Source organism: uncultured Sneathiella sp., from assembly GCF_963976355.1.
Classification (GTDB): Bacteria; Pseudomonadota; Alphaproteobacteria; order Sneathiellales; family Sneathiellaceae; genus Sneathiella.
Map to the genome: position 1 here is coordinate 147,366 of NZ_CAXBKA010000002.1, position 23,569 is coordinate 170,934.

Genomic DNA, 23,569 nt, shown 5'->3' on the forward strand with positions numbered 1-23,569 from the left:
GGCGATGTCTTGAACTCCGAAGGGGAAGTATAATGAAACAGTTTTATAAAATAGCGATGGTTGCCGTCCTTGCGGTTCTGCTCAGCGGCTGCTTCGGGCGCGTTCAGCCCGTCTATAATGCCGAGGCGAACCCGGTTCCGGTCAAGCTTCAGGAAACGTCGCTCGATAACATCGGAACGATCATCCAGACCTCCGCCATCAACCGGGGCTGGGTTGTCAGCGATGCTACGCCCGGCAAGATGAAGGCGACATTGCATAACCGCACCCATGTGGCCGTCATCGAGATCACCTACACCAAGACGAATTACTCGATCAATTATGTCTCAAGTAGCGATCTGCTCTATGACGGGGAGAAAATTCACCGGAGCTACAACAAATGGATCCGGACCCTGCAGAACGACATCAACAAGAACCTGAATGTCGCCGCGCTCAGCGCATAGGGACGACAGGTGGATAGCGGGGTTTCCTTCGCGGTTCAGCGATGGGCCGCCTGGGCGCCGGAGCTGGACAACCGGGCGGCCTGGCAGGACTGGGCCGCAGGGAATGCCGATATTCCCGACACCGACGATGCGCCCGACGTGCGCGATCTGCCTGCCGGATTGCGCCGTCGGCTCTCACGGATCGGCAAGGTCGCCCTGCGCGTGGCCATGGATGTCGGCACGGAGGATGAACCCCGCGTCGTCTTCAGTTCGCGCAACGGCAATGTCACCCAGATGCTCTCCCTCCTGCAGAGCATGTCGGTGGATGAGCCGATCTCCCCCACCGGCTTCGGCATGTCCGTCCATAATTCGCTGGCCGGGATGCTCTCCATTATCTCGAAAAACCGGGAATCCCACACCGCCATCGCGGCGGGTGGGGAAAGCCTGTGCCTTGGCGTGATCGAGGCCCTGACATGGTTGCAGGAGGATCCGTCGACGCCCGTCCTGCTGTTGCATTGCGATGAAAAGCTGCCAGAATTCTATGCCCCGTTTCAGGAACCGGAGACGCCGGTCTGCGCCCTCGGGTTGCTGCTCTCGGCAACGGAGGGTGAGGAGGAGGCGGGCTATCGCTTTGGGTTCGACGGCACGCCGACACGGCAGATGTCCGGCGATCCGTTGCAAAGTTTCATCCGCTTCCTCTTGCGCGGGGAGGCCGACTGGAACTGGTCCGGCGCCGAGGGTGACTGGTGGTGCCGCCGTCATGCGTGAGCATCTGAATTACGTCTGGCGATTGTTCGGCACCGGCCTTGCCTTTTCGATGTTCGGCATCGGCGGCATTTTCATGACGATTTTCATCTTTCCCGCAATCGCGCTCTTAACCCGCGATGAAGAGAGGCGAATCCGCCGCGTGCGGCGGACGATTTATCACGCGTTTCGGGGATTCGTCTATTTTTTGCGGGTCGGCGGCATCATCGATTCCCGCTTTCACGAGACGGAAAAGCTGGAAGATTGCCGCGGCGCGCTGATCATTGCCAATCACCCGTCCTTGCTGGATACGGTGTTCCTGATGTCGCGCATGCCGGACGTGCAATGCATCATCAAGCATGAACTCTGGAGCAATCCCTATATGGGCGGGGTGATGCGTGCGGCGGGCTATATCCGCAATGACGGCGATGCGCAAACCATGTTGCAACAATGCGATAAAGCGCTGAAAAGCGGGCAGAATATCCTCGTTTTTCCCGAAGGAACCCGCTCGGTTCCGGGGCAGGACCTTAAGTTTCAGCGCGGTGTTGCCAACATTGCGACATTTTTTAATGCTCCTATACAGCTTGTGATTATAAAATGCGAGCCATCGACACTGACGAAAGGGAGTCCGTGGTATGAAATCCCACCCCGTCAGGCCCGATTTGATATAACCTTTCATGAACAACTGGACATGCACGGTTATCTGAGGCATGAACCGAGGTCATTGAAGGTTCGCAAGCTCACGCGGGAGCTTGAACAATATTATGTTGGAAAACTTTGCAATGAATGATTTTGAACAGGAAATTAAGAAACTGGTGATCAAGACCCTCAATCTTGAGGACATCACGCCCGAGGAAATCGACAGCGAGGAGCGCCTTTTCGTCGACGGTCTGGGGCTTGATTCAATTGATGCGCTGGAACTCGGTGTTGCCATCCAGAAGACCTATGGCATCAAGATCAACGCCAAGAACGAAGACCTGAAAGAGCATTTCGCCTCCGTCCGCAGCCTTGCCAGCTTTATCAAATCCGAAAGGAAGGAGCTGGGCGCATGACCCGCGACGAAGTCTATGAAAAGCTCCGCGAGTATCTCGAGGATATGTTCGAGGTGCCGCCGGAACTGATTTCCGAGGATGCACAGCTTTACGAGGACCTCGATCTCGACAGCATCGATGCCGTCGATCTGGTGGTCAAGCTGCAGGACCTGACGGGCAAGAAGATTCCACCTGACGAATTCCGCACCGTGCGGTCGGTTGGCGATGTGGTGGACCGGGTTCATGCCCTCCTGGCGGCGTAAGCTTCGGCCACTGGACCTGCTGTTTGTCCTGATCAGTCTCTCATACCCGTTTGTCGTTTATTTCGGCCTGGTGCATTTCCCGCCGCTGACCGTCGGTCTGGCGCTGGTCGTATTTCTGGTGTTGCGCCTCTTGTTGCAGCGGCAGCGCCGTGCCCAGCGGTCGGAATTCGGCATCTATGTCGCTGTCGTCATGGCGATTGTCCTGCTGCTCGGCGTGAACGAGCTGCTGGCGATCAAGGCCTATCCGGTCCTGATCAGTCTGTCCTTCGCCTTCCTCTTCGGCTACTCCCTGCTGAACCCGCCGCCGATTATCGAGCGGTTCGCCCGCATGATGGAGGGGGAGCTGGATGAGCAGGCCATCCGCTATACCCGCAATGTCACCGTGGCATGGGTTGTTTTCTTCCTTCTTAACGCGGCCGTGTCGCTCTGGACGGCGCTCTATGCCGATCTTGAAGCCTGGACCCTCTATAACGGCTTCATTTCCTATATCCTGATCGGCCTGATGTTCGGCGGGGAGTTCCTTCTCCGCCAGTTTGTGAAACGTAAAAAAGTGAGTTGAGCGGTGTTTGTCCTGTTATCGCAATTGCTGACCTCTGACCGGGCGGAGGAGACGCCTGTGGCGCAGGTCGCCGGTGCTATGAAGACATTCGGGGAGTTCAGGGCGGAAGTCGCGGACCTCACCGCGCGCATTCGTGCGCGGGAGTGTGACCGGCTGGTGCTGGCGACGGAGAGTAGCTATGCCTTTGCCACCGGTTTCCTCGCGGGGCTACAGGCGGACTGCCGGATCATCATTCCCCCCAATGCATTGCCGGGGATGCTGGCGCATTTCGTTACTGCGGATTGCCCGCTTCTCTCCGATATAAAGAGGGACGGCGACCTAATCCCCATCGATGGCGCGATCGGTGGCGCGGCGGCGTTCTCGGCGCTCGATCCCGACGGCTGCCAGCTTGATTTCTACACCTCAGGCTCCACCGGCATGCCGAAGCGGGTGCCGAAATCCCTTGCCCAGATCGAGGATGAGCTGGTCGTGCTCGATCAGACATGGGGTGCCCGGCTTGCGGGCGCGGCCACCCTCGGGACGGTCAGCCATCAGCATATCTTCGGCCTCTATTTCAAATGCCTGCTGCCGCTGTGTGAGGGGCGGCTGTTTTTTCCCAAGACCTTCGAGATATGGGAGGAACTGCTCGCCGCCGCGCCGCCGGGGGCCTGTTTCGTCTCCAGCCCGGCGCATCTGACCCGCATCCCGCCGATGGACCCGCTGCCGCAGGAGCGCGCGGCGCCGGTGATCTTCACCGCCGGTGGCCCCCTCCCGTTCGAGGCGGCGCAAACGGCCGCCGCGACCTTCGGGCCGATCCCGACGGAAGTCTATGGCAGCACCGAGACGGGCGGCGTTGCCCATCGCCAGCAGCGGGAGCCGCGAACGCCCTTCACGCCGCTTCCCGGGATGCGGACGCGCATTGACGATCAGGGCCTGCTGAGCGTAAAATCGAACTATACGGACGGCGGCGACTGGGACGCGACCAATGATATCGCGGAGTTGCAGCCGGATGGCGGCTTTATCCTTTCGGGCCGCGCCAACCAGTTCGTCAAGATCGAGGGCAAGCGCATTTCCCTCGCCGAGGTGGAGAAATATCTCTCCCGCTCGGCGCTGGTGCGGGAGGCGGCGGCGTTTATCCTGGACGGCGGGCGCGAGACACTGGTCGCGGTGGTCGAACTCAGCGACACCGGATGGCGGCAGCATGCCGAAATCGGCGCCTTTCGCCTCGGCCGGGCGCTCCGCCGGGAGCTTGCGCCCAATCTTGAAAATGCCGCGATGCCCAAGCGCTGGCGGTTTGTCGACCGGCTGCCCGTCAATGCCCAGGGCAAGCGCCAGCAGGTTGCGCTCAATGAGTTGTTTACGGGCGGGGACGGGGCGGATTAAACTGAGCGGACCATGCAGACATCCAGTGACATTCGATGGTCCGACGGCCGGACAGAGCCGGACATTTTGTCCGCGCAGCACGAGGGCGATATCGTCGAGCTTGAGCTTGTCGCCCGCGCGAATCTGTTCCAGTTCCAGGGGCATTTTCCGGGCGAACCGGTCCTGCCCGGCGTTGCGCAGATCGATTGGGCGGCCCGTCTCGCCCGGCGCTATTTCGGGATCGAGGGCGCGTTTGAAAAGATGGGCCAGATCAAGTTCGCCAAGCTGATCCTGCCGGAGCGCGCGTTAAGGCTGCGGCTGGAATGGCAGCGCGAGAAGGGACGGGTTTCCTTTCTGTTCAGCGATAACGGCGAGCTTTGCTCATCGGGTCATTTCGTACTGGCGGACCGATGAGCCACGCCCTCGCGGCCATTGTGCCGAGCTATAACCACTATCGCCATATCGGCGGGGTGATCGACGCCCTGAAGACCCATGGCCTGCGTATTTTCATCATCGATGACGGCAGCGCGGAGCCCGCGAAATCCGAGCTTGCCAAGCTTCACGATCCGGCGGGCGGCGTCACCCTGCACCGGCAGCCGGAGAATGGCGGCAAGGGGGCGGCCGTGATGGCGGGCTTTCGCCTTGCGGCGGCGGAAGGCTTCACTCATGCGCTGCAGATCGATGCGGACGGGCAGCATGATCTCGCGGCCCTGCCGGCGCTGATCGAGCTTGCCGCGCTCCATCCCGATACCCTGATCAGCGGCCAGCCGATCTATGACGAGACGATCCCGACATCGCGCAAAATGGCGCGCTGGATCACCCATGTCTGGGTCTGGATCGAAACCCTCTCGATGGCGATTACCGACAGCATGTGCGGCTACCGGATATATCCGCTGGCCCCGGCATTGGCGGTGATCGAGAGCGAAAGGGTCGGCCATTACATGGATTTCGACACCGAGATCATGGTGCGGATGAACTGGCGCGGGACCCCGGTCCGGATGCTGCCGATCCATGTGACCTATCCCGAGGACAACACCTCCAACTTCCGCCTCGGCGCCGATAACTGGCTGATCACCAGGATGCATACGCGGCTTGTCTTCGGAATGCTGCTGCGGCTGCCGCAGATACTCCGCAATCGCGCTGGCAGGCCGCCGCCGGAAACGGCGCGGCACTGGGGGCGGCTCAATGAGCGCGGCGCGGCGCTTGGCCTCAAATTCCTGCTCGGGGTCTACCGGCTCGCGGGATGGCGGTTCTGCTGGGTCTGCCTGCAGCCCGTCCTGCTCTATTTCTTCCTGACCGGAGGGACGCAGCGCCGCGCCTCCCGCGATTACTGGCGGCGGCTCTATGCGGCAAAGGGGGAGGCGCGGGAGCCCGGGCTGGGTCAGCTCTGGCGGCATTACCAGTCCTTCGGGAGAATGGCGCTCGATAAGCTCGCCGCCTGGCATGGCCAGATCGCCAGCGAGGCCCTGATGCAGGATGATCTCGCTCTGCTTGATCAAATGGTGCGCCGGAAACAGGGGATGATGGTGGTCACCTCCCATCTCGGGAATGTCGATATTCTCCGCGCCGTCGGGGCCAGCCGCGGGATCGACAATATCACCGTGTTTGCCCATACCCGCAATGCCGTACGCTTCAACCGTTTGCTCGGCGAGACCAACCCCGCCGCGGCCGTCGATATCATGGAGGTCGAGGATATCGGACCCGCGACCCTGATCGAGCTGGAGGAAAAGCTGGCGGCGGGCAACTGGATCGTGATCGCGGGCGACCGCATCTCCCTTTCCGGCGGCAAGCGAATCCGTATGATCGATTTTCTCGGCGACCCGGCACCGTTCTCCGAGGGAGCCTGGATCATGGCGGCGCTCCTCGGCTGTCCGGTCTATGTCCTGCATTGCCTGCGCGAAGGGGACCGGCACCGGATTCTGTTCGAAAAACTCACCGATCGCGTGACCCGGTCGCGCGGCGCCGACAACGGCCTCAAGGGGCCGATGACGGAATATGCGGGAATTTTGCAGGAAATCTGCCTGAAATATCCGGAACAGTGGTACAATTTTTATGACTTCTGGGCGATTCCCGAAAATTTCGGCCCGCCGGATAAAAAGAACGAGGAAACAAAATGATATCCGCCGATATTACAGTCAAATGTCAGTTCTATGACCTCGACCCCATGGGCATCGCCTGGCACGGGAACTATCCGCGCTTCTTCGAGCAGGCCCGCTGTGCCCTGCTTGACAAGATCGATTACAACTATGACCAGATGCGCGACAGCGGCTATGCCTGGCCGATCGTCGATATGCGGATCAAATATGTGCGTTCTTTGCGGTTCGGACAGGAAGTGACGGTGACGGCGACGCTCGTCGAATATGAAAACCGCCTGAAAATCAATTATCTGATCACCGATCTAGATACCGGCGAGAAATTAACCCAGGGATTTACAATTCAGGTGGCAATTGATAATACCGCCGAAGAGATGCTATTCCAGTCTCCACCCGTTCTTTACCAAAAAGTTGAAGCCCTGCTGTGCTAAGAGTCATTTGCCTGTTGATATCCGTCGCGCTCCTTGCGTCCTCCGTTGCGGTCCGCGCCGCGCCGCTCACCCTCGGCGAGGGGGAGGCGCTGATGGGCCGGTTCCAGCAGGAGCGCTACCTGCGCGGCTTCGACAAGCCGATCCGTTCCTCGGGCGAGTTTTTCCTGCTACCGAAGGACGCGCTGATCTGGCAGACGGAAACCCCCTTTGACAGCCGCATGGTTATCGACAAGGAAGGCCTCAGTCAGGGCATGAACGGCGCCGAGGTGACCCGGCTCGGTTTCAAGCAGTTTCCGGCCTTCAAGCTGCTGCGCGATACGCTGGAGAACAGCCTGAGTGGCAACTGGGCGCCGCTTGAGGAAATGGCGGGCGAGAAACTTCAGCCGTCGGAGGAGCAGTTCTCGCTGCGTTTCTCGCCGAAAGACAGCGGCCTCTCGCTTCCCTTCGCCTATCTCAATTTCAGGATCAGCGACTTTCTCGATGTCGTGGAAATCGTCAAGAGCAATGGCGACCGTGATGTCATCACCTTCTCCGATCAACGCATTGCCCCGGTCGAGACTGTCACCGAGGCGGAACGCGCGGCGCGGAAAAATCCGTCATGATCCGGACCGGCTTCGTCATCTATCTGCTGCTGGTCGGGGTGGCGCTCGCCGTCATTGGCTGGCGGTTTCAGGATGGCCTGCCGCTGAATACCAACATCGTCGCCATGCTCCCGCAGTCGGAAGAGGCCGAATGGGTCGCCCGGGCGGAAGCGGCGGAACGGACGCTTGGCTCGGACCAGTTGATCGCCCTTGTCGGCCATGCGGATTTCGAGATTGCGAGGACGGCGGCGCTTGACCTTAACCGGGCGCTGATCAATGCGTCGGTGTTCCGCGACATTCAGGAAGGGACACCGGTCGCGACGCTGACGAACCTCAACAAGGCCTTGTTCCCGCACCGCGCCGGTCTGCTGACAGAGGGGGACCGCAAGCTGTTGGCGGCGGGGCAGGGTCAGGTCCTGATGGACCGCGCCATGGTGCAGATCCTCTCGCCGCTATCCCTTACCGATGCGGAGATGATCCGCCGCGATCCCCTGCTGCTGCTACCGAATTATCTGACGTCCAGCCTGAAAAACAGCTCGAAGCTGGTGAACCGCGCCAATGTCCTTGCGGTCGAAGAGGAGGGCAAATGGTATGTGCTGGTGCGCGGCAAGCTTGTCGGCAGCGCCTTCGACAAGGGTGTCCAGGCAAGAACTCTTGATGTGTTCGACAGAATGTCGGAACAGCTCGACAAGGATTACGGCGATGTCGAGATACTGAAGACCGGGGCAGTGTTCTACGGAGAGCATGCCTACCGCCGCGCGGAGCAGGAGGCGGGCTTCATCGGGATTATCTCGTTGCTCGGCATTGTCATTCTCAATTTCCTTATCTTCCGCAGTTTTCATCCGCTGGCGCTCACCCTGATCGCGGTGGCGTCGGGCATTGCGGGCGGCCTCGCGGTCACGCTGATTTTCTTCGGCACGCTGCAGCTTCTCGCCTTTGTTTTCGGAGCGGGGCTGATCGGCATTTCCGTGGATTACGCCTTTCACTATTTCTGCGAGCGGTTCAATCGGCAGACGACAGTGCCCAGCGCCCGGGCGCGGGCCATTCGCTCCGGCCTGACGCTGGGGCTGGTGAGTTCGGTGCTCGGCTTTGTCACCCTGGCGCTGACTCCGTTTCCCGGATTGCAGCAGATTGCGATTTTTTCCGCCTCCGGCCTGACGCTTTCCTATCTGACGGTGCTGTATCTCTTCCCCTATCTCGACCGCTCAAAACCCTTTACCCATGGCGAGAAATATCTGGCCTTCTCCATGCGGCTGCATCATTTCTGGTGGAAGAGCGAGAACCGCAAATGGCGGTTGCCGATTATCGGCCTGCTGATCGCGGCGGGCGGGCTCGGCGCGACGCAGATTGTCGTTGATGACGATGTCCGCCGCCTGCAATCCCTGCCGCCCGAGTTGCAGGCCGAGGAACAGGCCATCCGCCTCCTTGCCGGGATCGAGAACCAGACGCACCGTTTCTTTGTGCGCGGCGCCAGTACCGAGGAGGTCCTGCAGGCGGAAGAGGCGCTCTCCCTCGATCTCGAGGCCCTTCGGGCGAGCGGGATGATCGGCAATTACCGCATGATCTCGCAGTTTATTCCTTCGCGAGCGCGGCAGATGGAAAACAAGGCGCTGGTCGAGGCGGAACTGCTCCCGGCGCTGCCGGATCATATGGCGGCGCTCGGCCTTTCGGGAGATGTGCCCTATGGCCCGACCCTCGGGGTGCTCACCCTCGATCAGCTGACGGGAGAGACGCTGCCGGGCACTTTCTCCCAGCTCCGGGTATATACGACGCCCGGCATCGTCGTGCATGCGGTCTCGCTGAGCGGGGTCAAGGATACGGTACCGCTCGCCGCGCTTGCCGAGAAGTCGCCGAATGTCTCCCTGATCAGCCAGGCCGACAGCCTGAGCAAGACCTTCGGTGCTTATCGGGTGCGGGCGCTGATCATGCTGGCCATCGCCTATGGTGTCGTCTGGGTCTTCCTGTCGCTGCGCTACGGTATTTTCGGGGCGCTGAAGGTGATGATGCCCTCGGCGGGAGCGGTGATCCTCGCGCCCTGCCTGATCGCGCTGATCGGCGAACCCTTCACCTTTTTCAACGCCATGTCGCTGCTGCTGATCTTTGCCATCGGGCTCGACTATGCCCTGTTCAACCGCGAGGCGGCGGGGGAGCGTCAGCGCCGGGCCATGCTCGCCAACGGGCTGTCGACCATCTCGACCCTGCTGGCGTTCGGCATGCTGGCGCTCAGCGAGACTTTTGCCATTCATGCCTTCGGGATCACCATTCTGGTGGGAATCACGCTGGCCTATCTGCTGGCGCCGCTCGCCTCCGATCTTGACCATCCGATGACGGAGCCTGTGTAAATGACCGCAACTTCAGATCATTTCGACGTTATCGTCATCGGCGCGGGACCCGCGGGCGCGCTCGCGGCAACGCTGCTGGTCCAGCGCGGGCTGAAGGTTGCCATTCTGGAGAAAAGCGTTTTCCCGCGCTTTGTCATCGGGGAGAGTTTGCTACCGCAATCCATGGTCTTTCTGGAGAAGGCGGGCCTTCTGCCGGTGATCGAAGCGGCGGGCTTTCAGTTCAAAAACGGCGCCAATTTCTCCGACGACCGGCGCTTCACCTCCATCGATTTTGCCGACAAGTTCACCGCGGGTCCGGCCACCACTTTCCAGGTCGAGCGCGAACGGTTCGATATGCTGCTCGCCAATGCGGCGGCGGATGCAGGAGCGGATTTGCTCTTTGAGCAGGATGTGCTGGACGTCGCCTTTGACGATGAGGGCGCGACGGTCACCGGCACGGGACCGAAAGGGGCGTTCCGCCTGACGTCGCGTTTTCTGGTGGATGCCAGCGGTTATGGCCGGGTGCTCCCGCGCCTCATGAACCTCGATGCGCCATCGGATTTCCCAGTGCGCCATGCGCTGTTCACCCATGTCGCGGATCAGCTGGACGGGCGGGAGTTCGATCGCAACAAGATCCTGATCACCGTGCATCCGGAATGCCGCGATATCTGGTACTGGCTGATCCCCTTCTCGGGCGGGAAATCCTCCATCGGGGCTGTCATCCCGCCGGAGCGCCTCGCCGAGTTTGACGGCAGCCCGTCGGACAGGCTCTGGGCCGTGATCAACCAGTCGCAGGAGATGAGTGGCCTGCTGGAGGGCGCGCGGGAATTGCGCCCGGTATCGGAAATATCGGGCTATTCGACGAAGGTCAGCAAACTCGCCGGGCCGCAATATGCGCTGCTCGGCAATGCCGGGGAGTTTCTCGATCCGGTGTTTTCCTCAGGCGTTACCGTCGCCTTCAAATCCGCCGAGCTGCTGGTCGATCCGCTGATGCGGCAGCTTGCGGGGGAGGAAGTCGACTGGGATCAGGATTTCGCGCTTCCCCTGCAAAAGGGGGTCGATTGCTTCCGCGTCTTTGTCGAGGCCTGGTACCGGGGCGACCTTCAGGAAATCATCTTCAACCCGCCCGCCGAGGGCAATCCGATCAAGGCAATGATCGTCTCCATCCTGGCGGGCTACGCCTGGGATAACGACAACCCCTTCGTCCGGCAGGGGCGGCGGTATCTGGATCTGGTGGCCTTGCAATGTTCATAAGATCAATCGCCTTTCTGCTGATATTTCTGCTGGCCGCCTGTGCGACCGGCCGCTCTGCGGATATCGCCGAGACACCCTGGAAATTGCCCGGGGCAGAACCGCGCGAGGTGGTGCAGATCCTGAACGGCAATTATGGCGATCAGCCCTTCGCCCTGCAGATACGGCTGAGCCTGACCGAAGAGAAACTGCTGCTTGTCGGGCTGGACTCGCTCGGGCGGCGCGCCTTTGATATCCTCTGGGACGAGACGGGCGTGCGGTCGGGCAAGGCGGACTGGATAACCGGCAATCTCGACGCGGCCGATATTCTCAAAGTCATTGTCGCGACCTACTGGCCGGAAGATGACCCGATGCAGGAAAAGGTTGCGGACCGGGCGGAGGATCTGGACATCACCTATCAGGGCAGCCGGGAGAATGCGTGGAACGAAACGGTGCAAATCCGCGATCCGGCGAACGACTATGACATGACGATCATTTCCTATGAGTTGACCGAATGACGACGGTGTATCTCTACGCCCTCGGGCTGATCAACCCGCTCGGTGCCGGCAAGGCCGCCGTCGCCACGGCCCTGTTCGCGGGCGACAGTTCGGGCATGAAACCGGCGACGGGCTTCCTCGCGGAGCAGGAGGTAATGGTCGGCAAGGTCACGGCGCCACTCCCCGATATTCCGGAAAGCCTTGAAAAGTATGACAGCCGCAACAACCGCATGCTGCTGGCCGCGCTGCAGGAGATCGAACCCGATATCCGCGCCGCCATCGAGACATACGGCGCAAAGCGGGTGGCGGTCGTTCTCGGCACCAGCACCTCGGGAATCAGCGATAACGAACCCGGCATCGCCGGGAAGGTGAAGACAGGGGCGTTTCCGGATGGCTTCGACTATGACCGGCAGGATAATGCCTCCCTCGCGCTCTTCGTCCGCAGCTATTTCGGCCTCGAAGGGCTGGCGATGAGCATCTCGACCGCCTGCACCTCAAGCGCGAAAACCCTCACCTCGGCGCGGCGGATGATCGCGGCGGGCCTCTGCGATGCGGCGATTGTCGGCGGGGCGGACACGCTCTGCCGCCTGACGCTGAATGGTTTTGGCTCCCTCGATCTGTTGTCGCCGACGCTCTGCAATCCGTTCAGCCGCAACCGGAACGGCATCAATATCGGGGAGGGGGCGGCGGTCTTCCTGATGAGCCGGGATAAAGCCCCGGTTCGCATCGCCGGGATCGGCGAGACATCGGACGCCCATCATATGAGCACGCCGGACCCGGAGGGAACGGGCGCCTTCAACGCCATGCGCCGGGCGCTGGAGGCAAGCGGGCTTGCGCCTGAGGATATCGGCTATCTCAATCTCCATGGCACGGCGACAGAACTCAACGACAGCATGGAGGCAAAGGCCGCGTTTGAGCTGCTGGGCAGGGTGCCCTGTTCCTCCACCAAGCCGCTGACGGGGCATACGCTCGGCGCGGCGGGCAGTACGGAGCTTGCCTTCCTCTGGCTCGCCCTGCAGGAGGAGAGCGGCGCACTGCCGCCGCATGTCTGGGACGGGGAGGCGGACCCGGAACTGCCGCCGGTCAATCTCGTGGCGGTCGGGACAAAGGCGCCCGAGGCCCGCGCCATGATGACGAATTCCTTTGCCTTTGGCGGCAACAATATCAGTGTTATCCTCAGTCGGGAGGAAACATGATGCAACCCTGCCCCTATGACATAACCGACATTCTCTATCATGCGCCGCCGATGATCCTGATCGACGGGGTGGAGAGCTATGATGAGGAAACCGTGACCTCCACGGTCGAGATTACGGCGGGCAGCCCGTTCATGGACGGGGGCGGGGTGCCCGCCTATGTCGGTATCGAATATATGGCGCAGTCCATCGCCGCCTATAGCGGGATCAAGGCGCGCAACGCAGGCGAAAATCCACGGATCGGCTATCTGATCGGCAGCCGCAACCTCGCGCTCGGCTGTCCCGGCTATGAGATCGGCGACCGGCTTAGCATCACGGTCCATCTGGTCTATGACGAAGCGCCGATGGCGGTCTTCGATTGCACCATTCACCGGGCGGAAAAGCTTGTCGCCGAAGCCCGGCTTAATGTATATCAACCCTGAAAGTTGAGAGTTCATGCAGAAAAGAATCTTGGTCACAGGGGCAAGCGGCGGCATCGGCAGGGCCATCGCCTTGCGGCTCGCGAAGGACGGGTTTGAGATTGTCGCCCATTGCGGGCGCAACCGCGATGCAGGCATGCAGACGGTCGAGCTGATCGCGGCGGCGGGCGGCACGGCGCGGCTTGTGCAGTTCGATATCTCCGACCGCGATGAATGCCGCGATATTCTGATCCCGGAAGTCGAGGAGTTCGGCGCCTTCTACGGTGCGGTGCTGAATGCGGGCATTACCCGCGATACCGCCTTTCCGGCCATGACCGACGAGGAATGGGACGCCGTCATCCATACCAATCTCGACGGTTTCTACAATGTGCTGAAGCCGATCACCATGCCGATGGTATCGGCGCGCAAGGGCGGGCGGATCGTCGTGATCTCCTCGGTCTCCGGGGAGATGGGCAACCGCGGTCAGGTGAATTACAGCGCCTCAAAATCCGGCCTGATCGGCGCGGCGAAGGCACTGGCGCTGGAACTGGCGAAGCGCAAGATTACGGTCAATTGCGTCGCCCCCGGCCTGATCGAGACCGCGATGAGCGACGATCTGCCGCTGGAGGAGATGATGAAACTCATACCGCTCCGCCGTCTTGGCGATGTCGATGAGGTGGCGGCGACCGTCGCCTTCCTCTGTTCGGACGGGGCGGGCTATATCACCCGGCAGGTGATCTCGGTAAACGGGGGAATGGCATGACAAGGCGTGTGGTTGTTACGGGAATGGGCGGGGTCACCTCACTCGGAGAGGACTGGGGCACGATCTCGGCGCGCATGCGAGCCGGGGAGACCGGCATCCGCCGCATGGAAAGCTGGGATTTCTATGATGGCCTCAACACCCGTCTCGCCGGTCCGGTCGAGGGGTTCAATATCGATGACCGCTATTCTCGCAAGGCGCTCCGTAGTATGGGGCCGGTCGCGAAAATGTCGGTCTACGCGACGGAACGGGCGCTCGACATGGCGGGGCTGCTGGATGATCCGGTGCTGAAATCCGGGCGCATGGGCGTTGCCTATGGTTCCTCCTTCGGCAGCACGAAGCCGGTTCTGGCCTTTACCGATCTAATACGCGACGGCCATTCCCGCGATCTTTCCGCGACCAGCTATGTCAAGATGATGGGCCATACGACGGCGGTCAATATCGGCGTTTTCTTTGGCCTTGCGGGCCGGGTCATCCCGACCTCCAGCGCCTGCACTTCCGGCAGCCAGGGCATCGGCTATGCCTATGAGGCGATCAAATATGGCATGCAGGACATGATGGTCGCGGGCGGGGCGGAGGAACTCTGCCCGACCATGGCGGCGGTGTTCGACACCCTCTACGCGACCAGCATCCGCAATGACGAGCCTCATCGCTCCCCGCGTCCGTTCGACAAGGACCGCGACGGGCTGGTGATCGGTGAGGGGGCGGCGACGCTGGTGCTGGAATCCTATGATCATGCGAAGGCCCGCGGCGCAACCATTCTGGCCGAGATTGTCGGTTTTGCCACCAATTCCGACGGTCGCCATATCACCAACCCGACGCAGGCGACCATGGAAGTGGCGATGCAGGCGGCTCTCGATAATGCCGGGCTGACCGCCGCCGATATCGATTTTATCAGCGGCCATGGCACGGCGACGGAGCAGGGCGATATTGCGGAAAGCCACGCGACGCTTGAAATCCTCGGGGCCGATATCCCGATCCATTCCCTCAAAAGCTATTTCGGTCACAGCCTTGGTGCCTGCGGGTCGATCGAGGCCTGGCTCGGCATTGAGATGATGCGCGAGGGCTGGTTCGCACCGACGGCGAATCTGGAGAATGTCGATCCGGCCTGCGCGGCGATTGACTACGTGATGGGTGAAGGGCGCAACGTTGCCGTCCGCCATCTGATGAGCAACAATTTCGCCTTCGGCGGCATCAACAGCTCGCTGATTTTCCGAAATCCCGAAGAGGGCTGATCAGGCCGCCGGGTTGACGTCGAGGGAGATGCCGGGCAGCGCCGCGTTGACCGCATTATAGATGAATTCCGGCGGATCGACGAAGTTGAGGCCGACAATCCGGCCGTTCTGCCAGACCAGATGACAGTTGAAGGTGCCGAAGCGCGGCACTTCCAGAATAACCTCGTTGGTCGAGCGGAAATCGATCTTCGTCTGGAACCGGGCGCCGGTCACCGAAAGATCGCGTACCACGCCGGGAACCGTCTGTTCATTTCCCACGAGGCGCGCCCCCCAGAGCAGGGACAGCTTGCCGTTCCACATGACTGTCTTGCGTTTGTACTTCCGCTTGTCGATCCCGGAAGCGTTGTCGTCATTCTGTTCCGAAATTGTCTTACCCAATCCTACTGATACCTGTCCCGGCCACTATACCGAGAAGCCATTAAATCGAAAAGAGATTAATATGGATTAAAAAACTCGCGTGAATAAGCACTAAACTTCCGTCAAATTTTGGCAGAATTTTTTTTAGTTGATATTATCGGGGCTGCGACTGTCACGTGCCTCTATCTGATATACATCAAATCGCTTCAGTATTTCGATAGGCTGCCCTCCGGTTTCGGGAAAGCACGGCTCCCCAAAGCTCTTTTCCTCGGCTTCTTCGAATGCGATTTTGGCAACGGGCTTGGTGGTGACGATGTCGCCGTTGATGTTTGGGTATGTATTTAAAATCAAGGCCAAATTCTGCCTCGCCATTGCTGTCGAGCCGGCCAGCCTGTTCAGGTTGACGAGGTTGATCGTGCCGGGTTTGAAGTCGAAGACGTAGCTTCCTTTGCTATAGCAGGTTCTTACCCTTGCGATCATATTCCGCCACCATTTCGCTAGCGGCGAATACTGGCCGGGCGGAACGACTTTCGCAAAGTAACTGGCGGGTCCCTGTTGCAGCTTGAAGGTGTTGTAGTTGGTCATTCCTCCGCAACTAGCGGGGCAAAGCAGAAATGTTTCTGTCTCGTCTTTAAACTGGGAATTTTCCAGATCCGTTTGTACGAATATAATTTTATTCGCCTTGTTTTCACCTGAGTCATAAACAACTAGAAGACTGTTTTTATTTGTAGAATTAAAGTTAAAACTATTTTCCAGCTTTGTGGGCCCGCAAGCTGACAAAAAGGAGAGAACCACCGCTACGACGGATAGACGAATCATGAAAACCCAACTTGTTGAAGTAATTTATGGGCGTATTAATATTACTTCAATACACGCATTTGCAAGAGAAAACAGACCAAAGGCCAGATTGCCGGATAAAAAATATCTGGTCCTCGGCTGCTTAATCCAGAATTACGGTGACCTGGCGGCCGGAGACGTCATATTCGCCTTTCACGAAGTCCTTGTTCTTGTCGAACCAGAGTGTGGCCTGCCAGTCGCCGGTGAAGGTGAATTTCTCCGTATCCACGCTTTTACCGCCGATATCGACGGTTTCCGCGTCCTTGGCGATCTTGACGTTCAGCAGCTCGAAATCGACGATATTGAACAGCAGGGTGTTTTCCGTGATGGCGTAATGCCACGGAGAGGTCGGGAAGGCGTTGAGCGGCAGGGTCAGCTCCTTGCCGTTATAGGTTGCCTGATAATCCTCGGAGTTGCGGGCGAGGGAGATTTCATGGGCGGTGCCGTTGTCGTCGGTCTTGCCGTTCATGTCCTGCAACTCCCCGCTGTGCCAGCTTTCCTTCAGATTCTGGGTAAAGCCGTAGACTTCCATGCCAAGGAAAGAAACCGAGGCATTGGCGCTCAGCTTCTCGATCTCGCCCTTTTCATTGCGGGTCGTTGTCAGATGGACATGGCCGATCTTGTCCTTCTTGAGATAGACCGAGGCGAACAGGTTCCGTTGCGTGCTGTCGGCAAGGGCGGTTCCGGCGAACAGGCTGATAATCATGAGCGGGGCGAGCAGGGTGCGCAGCATTTAAGTCTTCTCCTGAATGGGAACTTTCATTATACAGCCTTTAACGGCGATTTGTGTAAAAATGATGTTATCGATATATATACTTTAAGTTGTATTAGTTTTACTTATGCTCTCAATGGATTTGTTTCAACCTCCCGCGATTTCCAGGCTTTTATTCTTCGCTGACCTAGACTCTGAGGGGCAGGGACATTAGTTTATGAACTATAGAAAATGCTGTAAAAATCTGACTTAAGTGATTGTCCGGGGTGTGTTTCCGGACCTTTTCCGAGAAATTGACATCTTGTATCTCTGCCGTTTTAAAAATTGGTTCCTGTGGATGCTGCTGCTGGCGGTCGTGATGCCGCTTGCCGGTCTGCCTCCGGCCCGTGCGGCGGAGTCCGATGTCTCGACGACGGCGGCGCCGGATTTCAGCTATGACGTGATCATCAACGGCGCGCCGAGTGATGAGATTGACGACCTGCTGGAACAGTCCTCCCGCCTCGAACAGCTCGCCGACAAAACGCCCGCCAGCCTGGCCGCGCTGCGTCGCCGGGCGGAGGAGGATGTGGAGGGGTTCAAGAAGGTTTTGCGCTCGGAAGGCTATTACGCAAACGAGGTCGCCTTCAAGATCGACGACAAACAGTCGCCCGTTGCGGTCACCTTTAATATCACCCCCGGGCCGCTGTTCCGGATCACGAAGTTCGAGATCGGCTTTACCGAGCGGGCGGACAATCCGCCGGTGCCGACGCTCGATGATCTCGGGATCGAGATCGGCATGCCCGCGCGCTCCGAACCCGTGGTCAGCGCCCAGGCGCAGGCGGTGGTCGAACTTACCAACCGCGGCTATCCGGATGCGCGGGTGGAGAAGCAGGACGCGGTTGTCGATTTTGGGACTGACGCCATGGAGGTGACGATCACCCTCGATCCCGGGCCGCGCCTCTATATGGGGGAATTGAATCTGGAAGGCCTGAAAACGGTGGAGGTGGATTATGTCCGGCGGCTCGCCGCATGGGAGCCGGGCAAGCTCTATGATGTCCGCGTTCTCGATGACCTGCGCCGACGATACCTTCGCACCGGGCTGTTCAATACTGTCCGGCTGAAACCGCGAAAAGAGGCGCCCACCGACAGCACCGTGCCGATCACCCTCATCTTCGAGGAGCGGGAGCATCGTTCTATTGGCCTTGGCGCCAGCTTCTCGACCAGCGAGGGCTTCGGCACGCAATACTACTGGGAGAACCGCAACATGTTCGGCTCCGGCGAGAAGCTCCGGGCCGATCTCACCATTGCGGAAATCCGCCGCGAGCTTAAAGTCACCTATGTAAAGCCGAACTTTATCAAGCTCGATCACAACCTGAATGCCAGCTTCGACCTCAAGCAGGAAAATACCGAGGCTTATGACGAAGACTCCGCGACCGCCTTTGTCGGGATTGACCGGCGGTGGCGCAAGAAATGGGTCGTGGGTGCCGGGGTCTCGCTGGAATATGCCGTCATCGACGACAGCGGTGTTGAGGAGAGCTACGCGCTGGCGGGGCTGCCGCTGACGGCGCGCTATGATTCCACCGACGATCTGCTCGATCCGACGAAGGGACGGCGCTTCAGCGCGGAGCTGGTGCCTTATCTCGGGCTGAATGATGTCTCGCCGGATTTCCTGCGGCTGGAACTCGATGGCTCGACCTATTACTCCGTTATCGATAACGAACGGCTGATTCTCGCAGCCCGTGCCAAGATGGGCATGATGGCCGGAGACAGCGCCTCTGCGATCCCGGCTCCCAAGCGCTTCTATGCCGGCGGCGGCGGCTCTGTGCGCGGCTATCAGTACCAGACCGTTGGCCCGCTGGATGCCAATAACGATCCCATCGGCGGGCGCTCGCTGCTCGAGGTCGGGTTCGAGGCGCGGGTCAAGATTACCGACAGCATCGGCATCGTCCCCTTTATCGAGGGCGGCAATGTCTATGAGAGCATGGCCCCCGATTTCTCCGGCGAATTTCTCTGGGGTGCGGGCCTCGGCTTTCGCTATTACACGGCGATCGGCCCGATCCGCCTCGATGTCGCGGTGCCGCTCAACAAGCGGCCCAATGTCGATGATTCCTATCAGATCTATATCAGCATCGGTCAGGCCTTCTAATGACACGCAAGACGCTCATCGCCACCCTCATTCTGGCGCCGATCCTGATTGTCCTGCTGCTGCTCGGCGGGGCCTATGGCTTCCTGCAGACCGATAGCGGGCGGGCGCTGCTGGTTTTTCAGATCGAGGAGGCGGTCAACGACCCGGACGGCCTGATGATCGAGCTTGGCCCGCTGGAAGGGAACATCTTCGGCGAGTTCTCGATTGCGAGCGTCCGCCTGAAAGACCCGGAAGGGGAATGGCTCCGGATCGAGGACATCCGCGGTGCCTGGTCGCCGCTCGAGTTGTTGGGCGGCACCCTGGATATCGCGGCGATCACGGCGGCGCGGCTGGAGATCGACCGCCAGCCCGTCCTGCCGCCATCGGCGGAGGAGGAGACGGAGAGCGCCCCCGGCCTCCCGAAGCTGCCGGTCAATATCCGCCTCGGCCGCTTCGAGATTGAGACCATACAAATCGCCGAGCCGGTCGCCGGTCAGGCGGCGGAGTTGAGCCTGCTGGTCAATCTCAATGCCAAGATCGATGATGTCATCCATAGCGAGATCAGGCTGTCCGAGCAGGGCAGCGACAACGGCCTTGACGGGACAATCGATTTTGACCCGGCGGCGGAAACGCTGGCGGTGGATATCCGGCTTGAGGAACCCGAGGGCGGGCTGATGTCCCGTCTGCTCGCCCTGCCGGGCTATCCGGCGATCCGCGCGACCGTGGTTGGCGACGGGCCGCTGAATGGCTGGGCCGGGCAGCTGGAGGCAAGCGCGGGCCGCATATTCGAGGCTGATTTCGCGATCCGCACAGAGGGCGCAGAGAAGATCAGCATTGATCTCGACGGTGGTGCGGCGCTCGATCAATCGCTGGCGGCGGACATTCCGCTGGTCGATGACTCGCGCATCTCCATCGCCGCCGTGCTGGTCTATGACACCGAGACAACGGAAGTGACGCTCACCTCCGCCGATCTTGCGAATGCGGTGCTTCAGGTGAGTGCGAGCGGCAGCGTTGCGCCCGCCGACGAGGCGGTCAAGCTCTCCCTCACCACGACCTTGCGCGATACCGCCGAGGTCAACAAGCTGATGGCCCCGGCGGCGATTTCCGGCGGCACGGTCACCCTTGATCTTGACGGCACCTTCGATGCCCTGACCGCCAATGCGCTGGTGAAGGCGACGGAACTGGATGTCGAGGACAGCCTCGCCGCGCGGGAGGTGACGGGCACCTTTACCTCCAAGCTCGACCTTGCCGCGCTGGAAGTCATCCCGCTCAAAGGCTCCGCCGCGCTGGTCGAGCTTTCGAAGCTGCCGCCGGAGGCTACCAATCTTGTCGGTGAAAACCTCGACATCGATTTCGAGCTGACCTATGCGCTCAAGACGGAGAAGCTGGACCTGATCGCGCTGCGCCTGCTGGGTGCGCATGTCCTGGCCGAGGGGGCGGGCGCGCTCAATATCGGGGATTTGAGCGCCGAGGCTGATGTCGCGCTCACCCTTGACGACCTCTCCCGCGCGGCGCCGATGGGCGGGCGGCTGATCGCCGATCTCAGCCTGACCAGCCCCGACATCAGCCGGGCCCTGACCGGCAGCCTCAAGGCCCGCACCGAGCAGTTCGACCTTCAGGACGCGAGCCTGCAGCCGCTTATCGGTCCGTCCCCGACGCTGGATGTGAAGATCGACATGGCGGAGGAAAAACTGACCTTCTCCGATATCCTGCTGGCCTTTGCCTCCGGCGAGGTGACGGGCAAAGCGCAGCTGCCGATGACGTTCGAGACGATTACGGCGGACCTCACCACCAAACTTCCCGCGCTCGCCCCGCTCAGCGACCTTGCGGCCGTTCCGCTCAAAGGAAACGCGGTGCTCCAGGCCAATCTGACCGGCGCACTTGAAGATCCGGCCATTGACGGGCGGCTCGATGTTGCCAATCTCGACGTTGACGGCATGGCCCTCGGCGCGCTCGATGCGGAGGTGAACATGCAGTCGCTCGCGACCTCGCCGGATGGAAAGATTTCCCTCCGTCTGCGTCATGACAAGCTGACGGCGCTCGCCGATGCCGGGTTTGCCCTGCCGGACTATGATCGACTGGAACTCAGCGATCTGCGCATCACGGAGCAGGACAACAGGATTACCGGCGATCTCACCGTGCCCTTTGACGGCAGCCCGATGAGCGGGGAGGTCAAGGCGGCAATCCCGGACCTGGCAACGGTTGCGGCGCTGGCCGGCGAAAGCGCGGCAGGCAGCCTCGATCTTGCCGCGACCCTCGCCGATCAGGGCGGGGAGCAGGCGATCAACGCCACCGTGAACGGCATGGCGCTACAGCTTGACTCTGCCGATATCGCCCTTGAAACGCTGACGGCGAAGGCGTCGATGACCGGGACCTTCGATGCCCCGGCGCTCACCGCCTCCGCCGAGATCGCCAATATCCGCCTCGCGGCGCAGGAGCTTAAATCGCTGAGGGCCGAGGTTGAGGGCGGCTTCACCGATCTTGACTACCGCATAGCGCTCACGCGCGGCGCGGAACCCGAACTGGAACTTACCGGCAGTGGCAATCTCGCGCTTGATGATCCGGCGACCGTTATCCGGCTCGCCGCCCTCGATGGCGCTTTTGCGGGGCGCAAGATTGCGCTTAAACAGCCGCTCGCCCTGACGCTGGAGGGGGAGACTATCACGCTCGATCGCTTTATCCTCGCCTTCGGGGAGGGAGAGATGCAGGCGGAGGCCAGCCTGACGCCCGCGGCGGCGAAGGCGACGCTTGATTTCAGGAACCTGCCCGTCGATATGGTAGCGCTCGTCAATCCGGATTATGCGCTTGCAGGCGGGCTGGACGGCGGTGCGACGCTCTCCGTCGAGAAGGGCAGTCCGGCCCGCGGTACGCTGAACCTGAAAGCGACGGACGTGCGGCTGACGGAGGAGGAATATGCCGAGCTGCCCGCCTTCGCGAGCACCGTCACCGCCGATCTGAAGGACGGGGAACTGGCCGTCAGCGGCGATGTCACGGGGCTTGAGGCAACCACCATCGACATCACGGGGCGGCTGCCGTTTGACCTCTCCCTCGATCCGTTCAACGTCCGGATAGATGAGGATAAACCGGTTAATGCCAGACTGGATATTGATAGCGAACTCAGTAAGATATGGCCGCTTCTTGCGATGGATACTCAAAAGATGAGCGGTCAGCTCACCGCCGACGCCACGGTCGAGGGCACGATCAACGAACCGGAGATCAACGGCAACCTGCGCCTTGCCGACGGCTATTTCGAGGAGATCGAGCAGGGCACTTTGCTCCGCAACATTTCCATCAAGGCGGATATCGCCAACAGCGAGGTGCTGACGATCGAGACCAGCGCCGTCGATGATCAGGGCGGCACCATCAGGTCATCCGGCACCGTCAATTTCGAGACCCTGACCGACCCGCGCGTGGATGTGACCACCACCATGGCCGGGCTGCTCGCCGTCAACCGTGATGACATCATGGTCATCACCGACGGCGATATCGTCGTCAAGGGCGAGACGAGCAACCTCTTCGTCGAGGGCAGTGTGACGACGCGGGAAGTCGAGATCAATATCGGCGGCTCCGTCGCACCGAATATCGTCGATCTGCAGTATCAGGAGGTCAACCGCCCCGGCGCCCCGAAGAAGGAGAAAGAGGCTTCCGCCCTGCCATCCACGGTCAATCTGGATTTCGATCTGCATCTGCCGGGCCGGGTGTTCATTCGCGGGCGCGGGCTGGATTCCGAATGGAAGGGGAATTTCATCGTGCGCGGGACGGCGGCCCGGCCCCGGATCGAAGGCGAGCTGAGCCCGGTGCGTGGCCAGTTCACCTTCGCCGGCAAGAGTTTTCAGTTGCAGGAAGGGGAGATCGCGCTGGTCGGCGGCGAGACGATCAACCCGGAACTGTCACTGAAGGCGCGCTATAACGGGCCGAATGTGACGGCCATCGTGACCATTTCGGGGACCGCCTCGAACCCGAAAATCAGCTTCACCTCCCCCGACGGGCTGCCGCAGGACGAGGTGCTCTCCTATGTGCTGTTCGGCAAGTCATCGGGCAAGCTCTCGGCGCTGGAGGCGGTGCAGCTCGCGGAAACCATCGCGACCCTGTCGGGCAAGCTTGGTGGCGGTGGCGGCATCACGGGCTTTGCGCGCGAGACCCTCGGCGTCGATGTGATCAGCGCCAGCACCAATGCGGAAACCGGGGCGGCGGAGCTCAGCGTCGGAAAATACGTGACCGACAATGTCTATGTCGGCGTGGATCAGGGCGCCGGGGCCAACAGCACCCGCGCCAAGGTGCAGATCGAGCTGACGCCCAATATCTCGGTCGAGAGCGAGGTTGGCCAGTCCACGGACAGCAGCGTTGGCATTTTCTGGAAATGGGACTACTGAACCGCCGGAATTTGCCTGCCCGGATTAAGACATAATTCATCCTTACCTTCGACAATCGAGCGATCTCTTATGTCAAAAAAGGGGATAAAG

At 60.6% G+C, this 23,569-nt stretch carries 23 protein-coding genes; 20 read left to right on the forward strand and 3 right to left on the reverse strand.

Features of this window, described 5'->3' with window-relative positions:
• Window positions 1-32: 32 nt before the first annotated feature.
• From AAC599_RS04385 to AAC599_RS04470, 18 genes are read left to right on the forward strand one after another with little or no spacing between them, the layout of a single operon-like run.
• Window positions 33-440, forward strand: coding sequence for a hypothetical protein (locus AAC599_RS04385; RefSeq protein ID WP_340149186.1), 408 nt, complete (start codon window positions 33-35; stop codon window positions 438-440).
• Between the two features lie 9 nt (window positions 441-449).
• The gene (locus AAC599_RS04390) at window positions 450-1,187 is read left to right on the forward strand and encodes a beta-ketoacyl synthase chain length factor (protein WP_340149187.1); all 738 of its coding nucleotides are present in this window, start codon (window positions 450-452) and stop codon (window positions 1,185-1,187) included.
• On the forward strand, window positions 1,180-1,953 hold the full coding sequence (locus tag AAC599_RS04395; protein ID WP_340149188.1) for a lysophospholipid acyltransferase family protein: 774 nt from the start codon (window positions 1,180-1,182) through the stop codon (window positions 1,951-1,953). The genes AAC599_RS04390 and AAC599_RS04395 overlap by 8 nt, the downstream gene beginning before the upstream one ends.
• Window positions 1,946-2,215: a phosphopantetheine-binding protein gene (locus AAC599_RS04400; RefSeq protein WP_339630773.1), complete on the forward strand. Its 270-nt coding sequence runs from the start codon at window positions 1,946-1,948 to the stop codon at window positions 2,213-2,215. The genes AAC599_RS04395 and AAC599_RS04400 overlap by 8 nt, the downstream gene beginning before the upstream one ends.
• Complete coding sequence (locus AAC599_RS04405) at window positions 2,212-2,457, forward strand: acyl carrier protein (protein WP_340149189.1); 246 nt, start codon at window positions 2,212-2,214, stop codon at window positions 2,455-2,457. The genes AAC599_RS04400 and AAC599_RS04405 overlap by 4 nt, the downstream gene beginning before the upstream one ends.
• Window positions 2,438-3,016 carry a hypothetical protein gene (locus AAC599_RS04410; protein WP_340149190.1) on the forward strand — a complete coding sequence of 193 codons (579 nt, stop codon included), beginning with the start codon at window positions 2,438-2,440 and terminating at the stop codon, window positions 3,014-3,016. The genes AAC599_RS04405 and AAC599_RS04410 overlap by 20 nt, the downstream gene beginning before the upstream one ends.
• 3 nt (window positions 3,017-3,019) lie before the next feature.
• Window positions 3,020-4,378, forward strand: a complete 1,359-nt coding sequence (locus AAC599_RS04415; RefSeq protein WP_340149191.1) for an AMP-binding protein — start codon at window positions 3,020-3,022, stop codon at window positions 4,376-4,378.
• Between the two features lie 12 nt (window positions 4,379-4,390).
• Window positions 4,391-4,771, forward strand: a complete 381-nt coding sequence (locus AAC599_RS04420; protein WP_340149192.1) for a hypothetical protein — start codon at window positions 4,391-4,393, stop codon at window positions 4,769-4,771.
• On the forward strand, window positions 4,768-6,474 hold the full coding sequence (locus AAC599_RS04425; protein ID WP_340149193.1) for a glycosyltransferase: 1,707 nt from the start codon (window positions 4,768-4,770) through the stop codon (window positions 6,472-6,474). Before AAC599_RS04420 ends, AAC599_RS04425 begins: the two co-directional genes overlap by 4 nt.
• On the forward strand, window positions 6,471-6,881 hold the full coding sequence (locus AAC599_RS04430) for an acyl-CoA thioesterase (RefSeq protein ID WP_340149194.1): 411 nt from the start codon (window positions 6,471-6,473) through the stop codon (window positions 6,879-6,881). The genes AAC599_RS04425 and AAC599_RS04430 overlap by 4 nt, the downstream gene beginning before the upstream one ends.
• On the forward strand, window positions 6,875-7,483 hold the full coding sequence (locus tag AAC599_RS04435; RefSeq protein WP_340149195.1) for an outer membrane lipoprotein carrier protein LolA: 609 nt from the start codon (window positions 6,875-6,877) through the stop codon (window positions 7,481-7,483). Before AAC599_RS04430 ends, AAC599_RS04435 begins: the two co-directional genes overlap by 7 nt.
• Window positions 7,480-9,804, forward strand: a complete 2,325-nt coding sequence (locus AAC599_RS04440; RefSeq protein WP_340149196.1) for a hypothetical protein — start codon at window positions 7,480-7,482, stop codon at window positions 9,802-9,804. Before AAC599_RS04435 ends, AAC599_RS04440 begins: the two co-directional genes overlap by 4 nt.
• Window positions 9,805-11,037, forward strand: coding sequence for a tryptophan 7-halogenase (locus AAC599_RS04445; protein ID WP_340149197.1), 1,233 nt, complete (start codon window positions 9,805-9,807; stop codon window positions 11,035-11,037).
• A complete protein-coding gene (locus AAC599_RS04450) occupies window positions 11,028-11,531 on the forward strand; it encodes a DUF3261 domain-containing protein (protein ID WP_340149198.1) in 504 nt (167 codons plus the stop codon). Before AAC599_RS04445 ends, AAC599_RS04450 begins: the two co-directional genes overlap by 10 nt.
• Window positions 11,528-12,706, forward strand: a complete 1,179-nt coding sequence (locus AAC599_RS04455; protein ID WP_340149199.1) for a beta-ketoacyl-[acyl-carrier-protein] synthase family protein — start codon at window positions 11,528-11,530, stop codon at window positions 12,704-12,706. Before AAC599_RS04450 ends, AAC599_RS04455 begins: the two co-directional genes overlap by 4 nt.
• The gene (locus AAC599_RS04460) at window positions 12,703-13,125 is read left to right on the forward strand and encodes a hypothetical protein (RefSeq protein WP_340149200.1); all 423 of its coding nucleotides are present in this window, start codon (window positions 12,703-12,705) and stop codon (window positions 13,123-13,125) included. The genes AAC599_RS04455 and AAC599_RS04460 overlap by 4 nt, the downstream gene beginning before the upstream one ends.
• A 13-nt stretch (window positions 13,126-13,138) precedes the next feature.
• Complete coding sequence (gene fabG, locus AAC599_RS04465) at window positions 13,139-13,864, forward strand: 3-oxoacyl-ACP reductase FabG (RefSeq protein ID WP_340149201.1); 726 nt, start codon at window positions 13,139-13,141, stop codon at window positions 13,862-13,864.
• Window positions 13,861-15,096, forward strand: coding sequence for a beta-ketoacyl-ACP synthase (locus AAC599_RS04470; RefSeq protein ID WP_340149202.1), 1,236 nt, complete (start codon window positions 13,861-13,863; stop codon window positions 15,094-15,096). The genes fabG and AAC599_RS04470 overlap by 4 nt, the downstream gene beginning before the upstream one ends.
• Here AAC599_RS04470 and AAC599_RS04475 read toward each other — a convergent pair whose 3' ends face one another.
• The 3 genes from AAC599_RS04475 to AAC599_RS04485 all read right to left on the reverse strand — a co-directional run bounded on the left by AAC599_RS04475 (window position 15,097) and on the right by AAC599_RS04485 (window position 17,023).
• On the reverse strand, window positions 15,097-15,474 hold the full coding sequence (locus tag AAC599_RS04475; RefSeq protein ID WP_340149203.1) for a PilZ domain-containing protein: 378 nt from the start codon (window positions 15,472-15,474) through the stop codon (window positions 15,097-15,099).
• Window positions 15,475-15,597: 123 nt separating this feature from the next.
• Window positions 15,598-16,272 (reverse strand): hypothetical protein, encoded by a 675-nt coding sequence (locus AAC599_RS04480; RefSeq protein WP_340149204.1) that lies wholly within the window; start codon window positions 16,270-16,272, stop codon window positions 15,598-15,600.
• A gap of 121 nt (window positions 16,273-16,393) precedes the next feature.
• On the reverse strand, window positions 16,394-17,023 hold the full coding sequence (locus AAC599_RS04485; RefSeq protein ID WP_340149205.1) for a DUF6134 family protein: 630 nt from the start codon (window positions 17,021-17,023) through the stop codon (window positions 16,394-16,396).
• A gap of 316 nt (window positions 17,024-17,339) precedes the next feature.
• On the opposite strand from AAC599_RS04485, the gene AAC599_RS04490 reads away from it, so the two are divergent.
• Window positions 17,340-19,127, forward strand: coding sequence for an autotransporter assembly complex family protein (locus AAC599_RS04490; RefSeq protein WP_340149206.1), 1,788 nt, complete (start codon window positions 17,340-17,342; stop codon window positions 19,125-19,127).
• Window positions 19,127-23,479 carry a translocation/assembly module TamB domain-containing protein gene (locus AAC599_RS04495; RefSeq protein ID WP_340149207.1) on the forward strand — a complete coding sequence of 1,451 codons (4,353 nt, stop codon included), beginning with the start codon at window positions 19,127-19,129 and terminating at the stop codon, window positions 23,477-23,479. Before AAC599_RS04490 ends, AAC599_RS04495 begins: the two co-directional genes overlap by 1 nt.
• Window positions 23,480-23,569: the final 90 nt, after the last annotated feature.

Excerpts from the sequence above, each read along its gene's own strand:
- AAC599_RS04385 (WP_340149186.1), top strand. The coding sequence starts at position 33 with ATGAAACAGTTTTATAAAATAGCGATGGTTGCCGTCCTTGCGGTTCTG.
- AAC599_RS04395 (WP_340149188.1), top strand. The coding sequence starts at position 1,180 with ATGCGTGAGCATCTGAATTACGTCTGGCGATTGTTCGGCACCGGCCTT.
- AAC599_RS04400 (WP_339630773.1), top strand. The coding sequence starts at position 1,946 with ATGAATGATTTTGAACAGGAAATTAAGAAACTGGTGATCAAGACCCTC.
- AAC599_RS04405 (WP_340149189.1), top strand. The coding sequence starts at position 2,212 with ATGACCCGCGACGAAGTCTATGAAAAGCTCCGCGAGTATCTCGAGGAT.
- AAC599_RS04410 (WP_340149190.1), top strand. The coding sequence starts at position 2,438 with ATGCCCTCCTGGCGGCGTAAGCTTCGGCCACTGGACCTGCTGTTTGTC.
- AAC599_RS04420 (WP_340149192.1), top strand. The coding sequence starts at position 4,391 with ATGCAGACATCCAGTGACATTCGATGGTCCGACGGCCGGACAGAGCCG.
- AAC599_RS04425 (WP_340149193.1), top strand. The coding sequence starts at position 4,768 with ATGAGCCACGCCCTCGCGGCCATTGTGCCGAGCTATAACCACTATCGC.
- AAC599_RS04430 (WP_340149194.1), top strand. The coding sequence starts at position 6,471 with ATGATATCCGCCGATATTACAGTCAAATGTCAGTTCTATGACCTCGAC.
- AAC599_RS04440 (WP_340149196.1), top strand. The coding sequence starts at position 7,480 with ATGATCCGGACCGGCTTCGTCATCTATCTGCTGCTGGTCGGGGTGGCG.
- AAC599_RS04445 (WP_340149197.1), top strand. The coding sequence starts at position 9,805 with ATGACCGCAACTTCAGATCATTTCGACGTTATCGTCATCGGCGCGGGA.
- AAC599_RS04450 (WP_340149198.1), top strand. The coding sequence starts at position 11,028 with ATGTTCATAAGATCAATCGCCTTTCTGCTGATATTTCTGCTGGCCGCC.
- AAC599_RS04455 (WP_340149199.1), top strand. The coding sequence starts at position 11,528 with ATGACGACGGTGTATCTCTACGCCCTCGGGCTGATCAACCCGCTCGGT.
- AAC599_RS04460 (WP_340149200.1), top strand. The coding sequence starts at position 12,703 with ATGATGCAACCCTGCCCCTATGACATAACCGACATTCTCTATCATGCG.
- fabG (WP_340149201.1), top strand. The coding sequence starts at position 13,139 with ATGCAGAAAAGAATCTTGGTCACAGGGGCAAGCGGCGGCATCGGCAGG.
- AAC599_RS04470 (WP_340149202.1), top strand. The coding sequence starts at position 13,861 with ATGACAAGGCGTGTGGTTGTTACGGGAATGGGCGGGGTCACCTCACTC.
- AAC599_RS04480 (WP_340149204.1), bottom strand. The coding sequence starts at position 16,272 with ATGATTCGTCTATCCGTCGTAGCGGTGGTTCTCTCCTTTTTGTCAGCT.
- AAC599_RS04485 (WP_340149205.1), bottom strand. The coding sequence starts at position 17,023 with ATGCTGCGCACCCTGCTCGCCCCGCTCATGATTATCAGCCTGTTCGCC.
- AAC599_RS04490 (WP_340149206.1), top strand. The coding sequence starts at position 17,340 with ATGCTGCTGCTGGCGGTCGTGATGCCGCTTGCCGGTCTGCCTCCGGCC.
- AAC599_RS04495 (WP_340149207.1), top strand. The coding sequence starts at position 19,127 with ATGACACGCAAGACGCTCATCGCCACCCTCATTCTGGCGCCGATCCTG.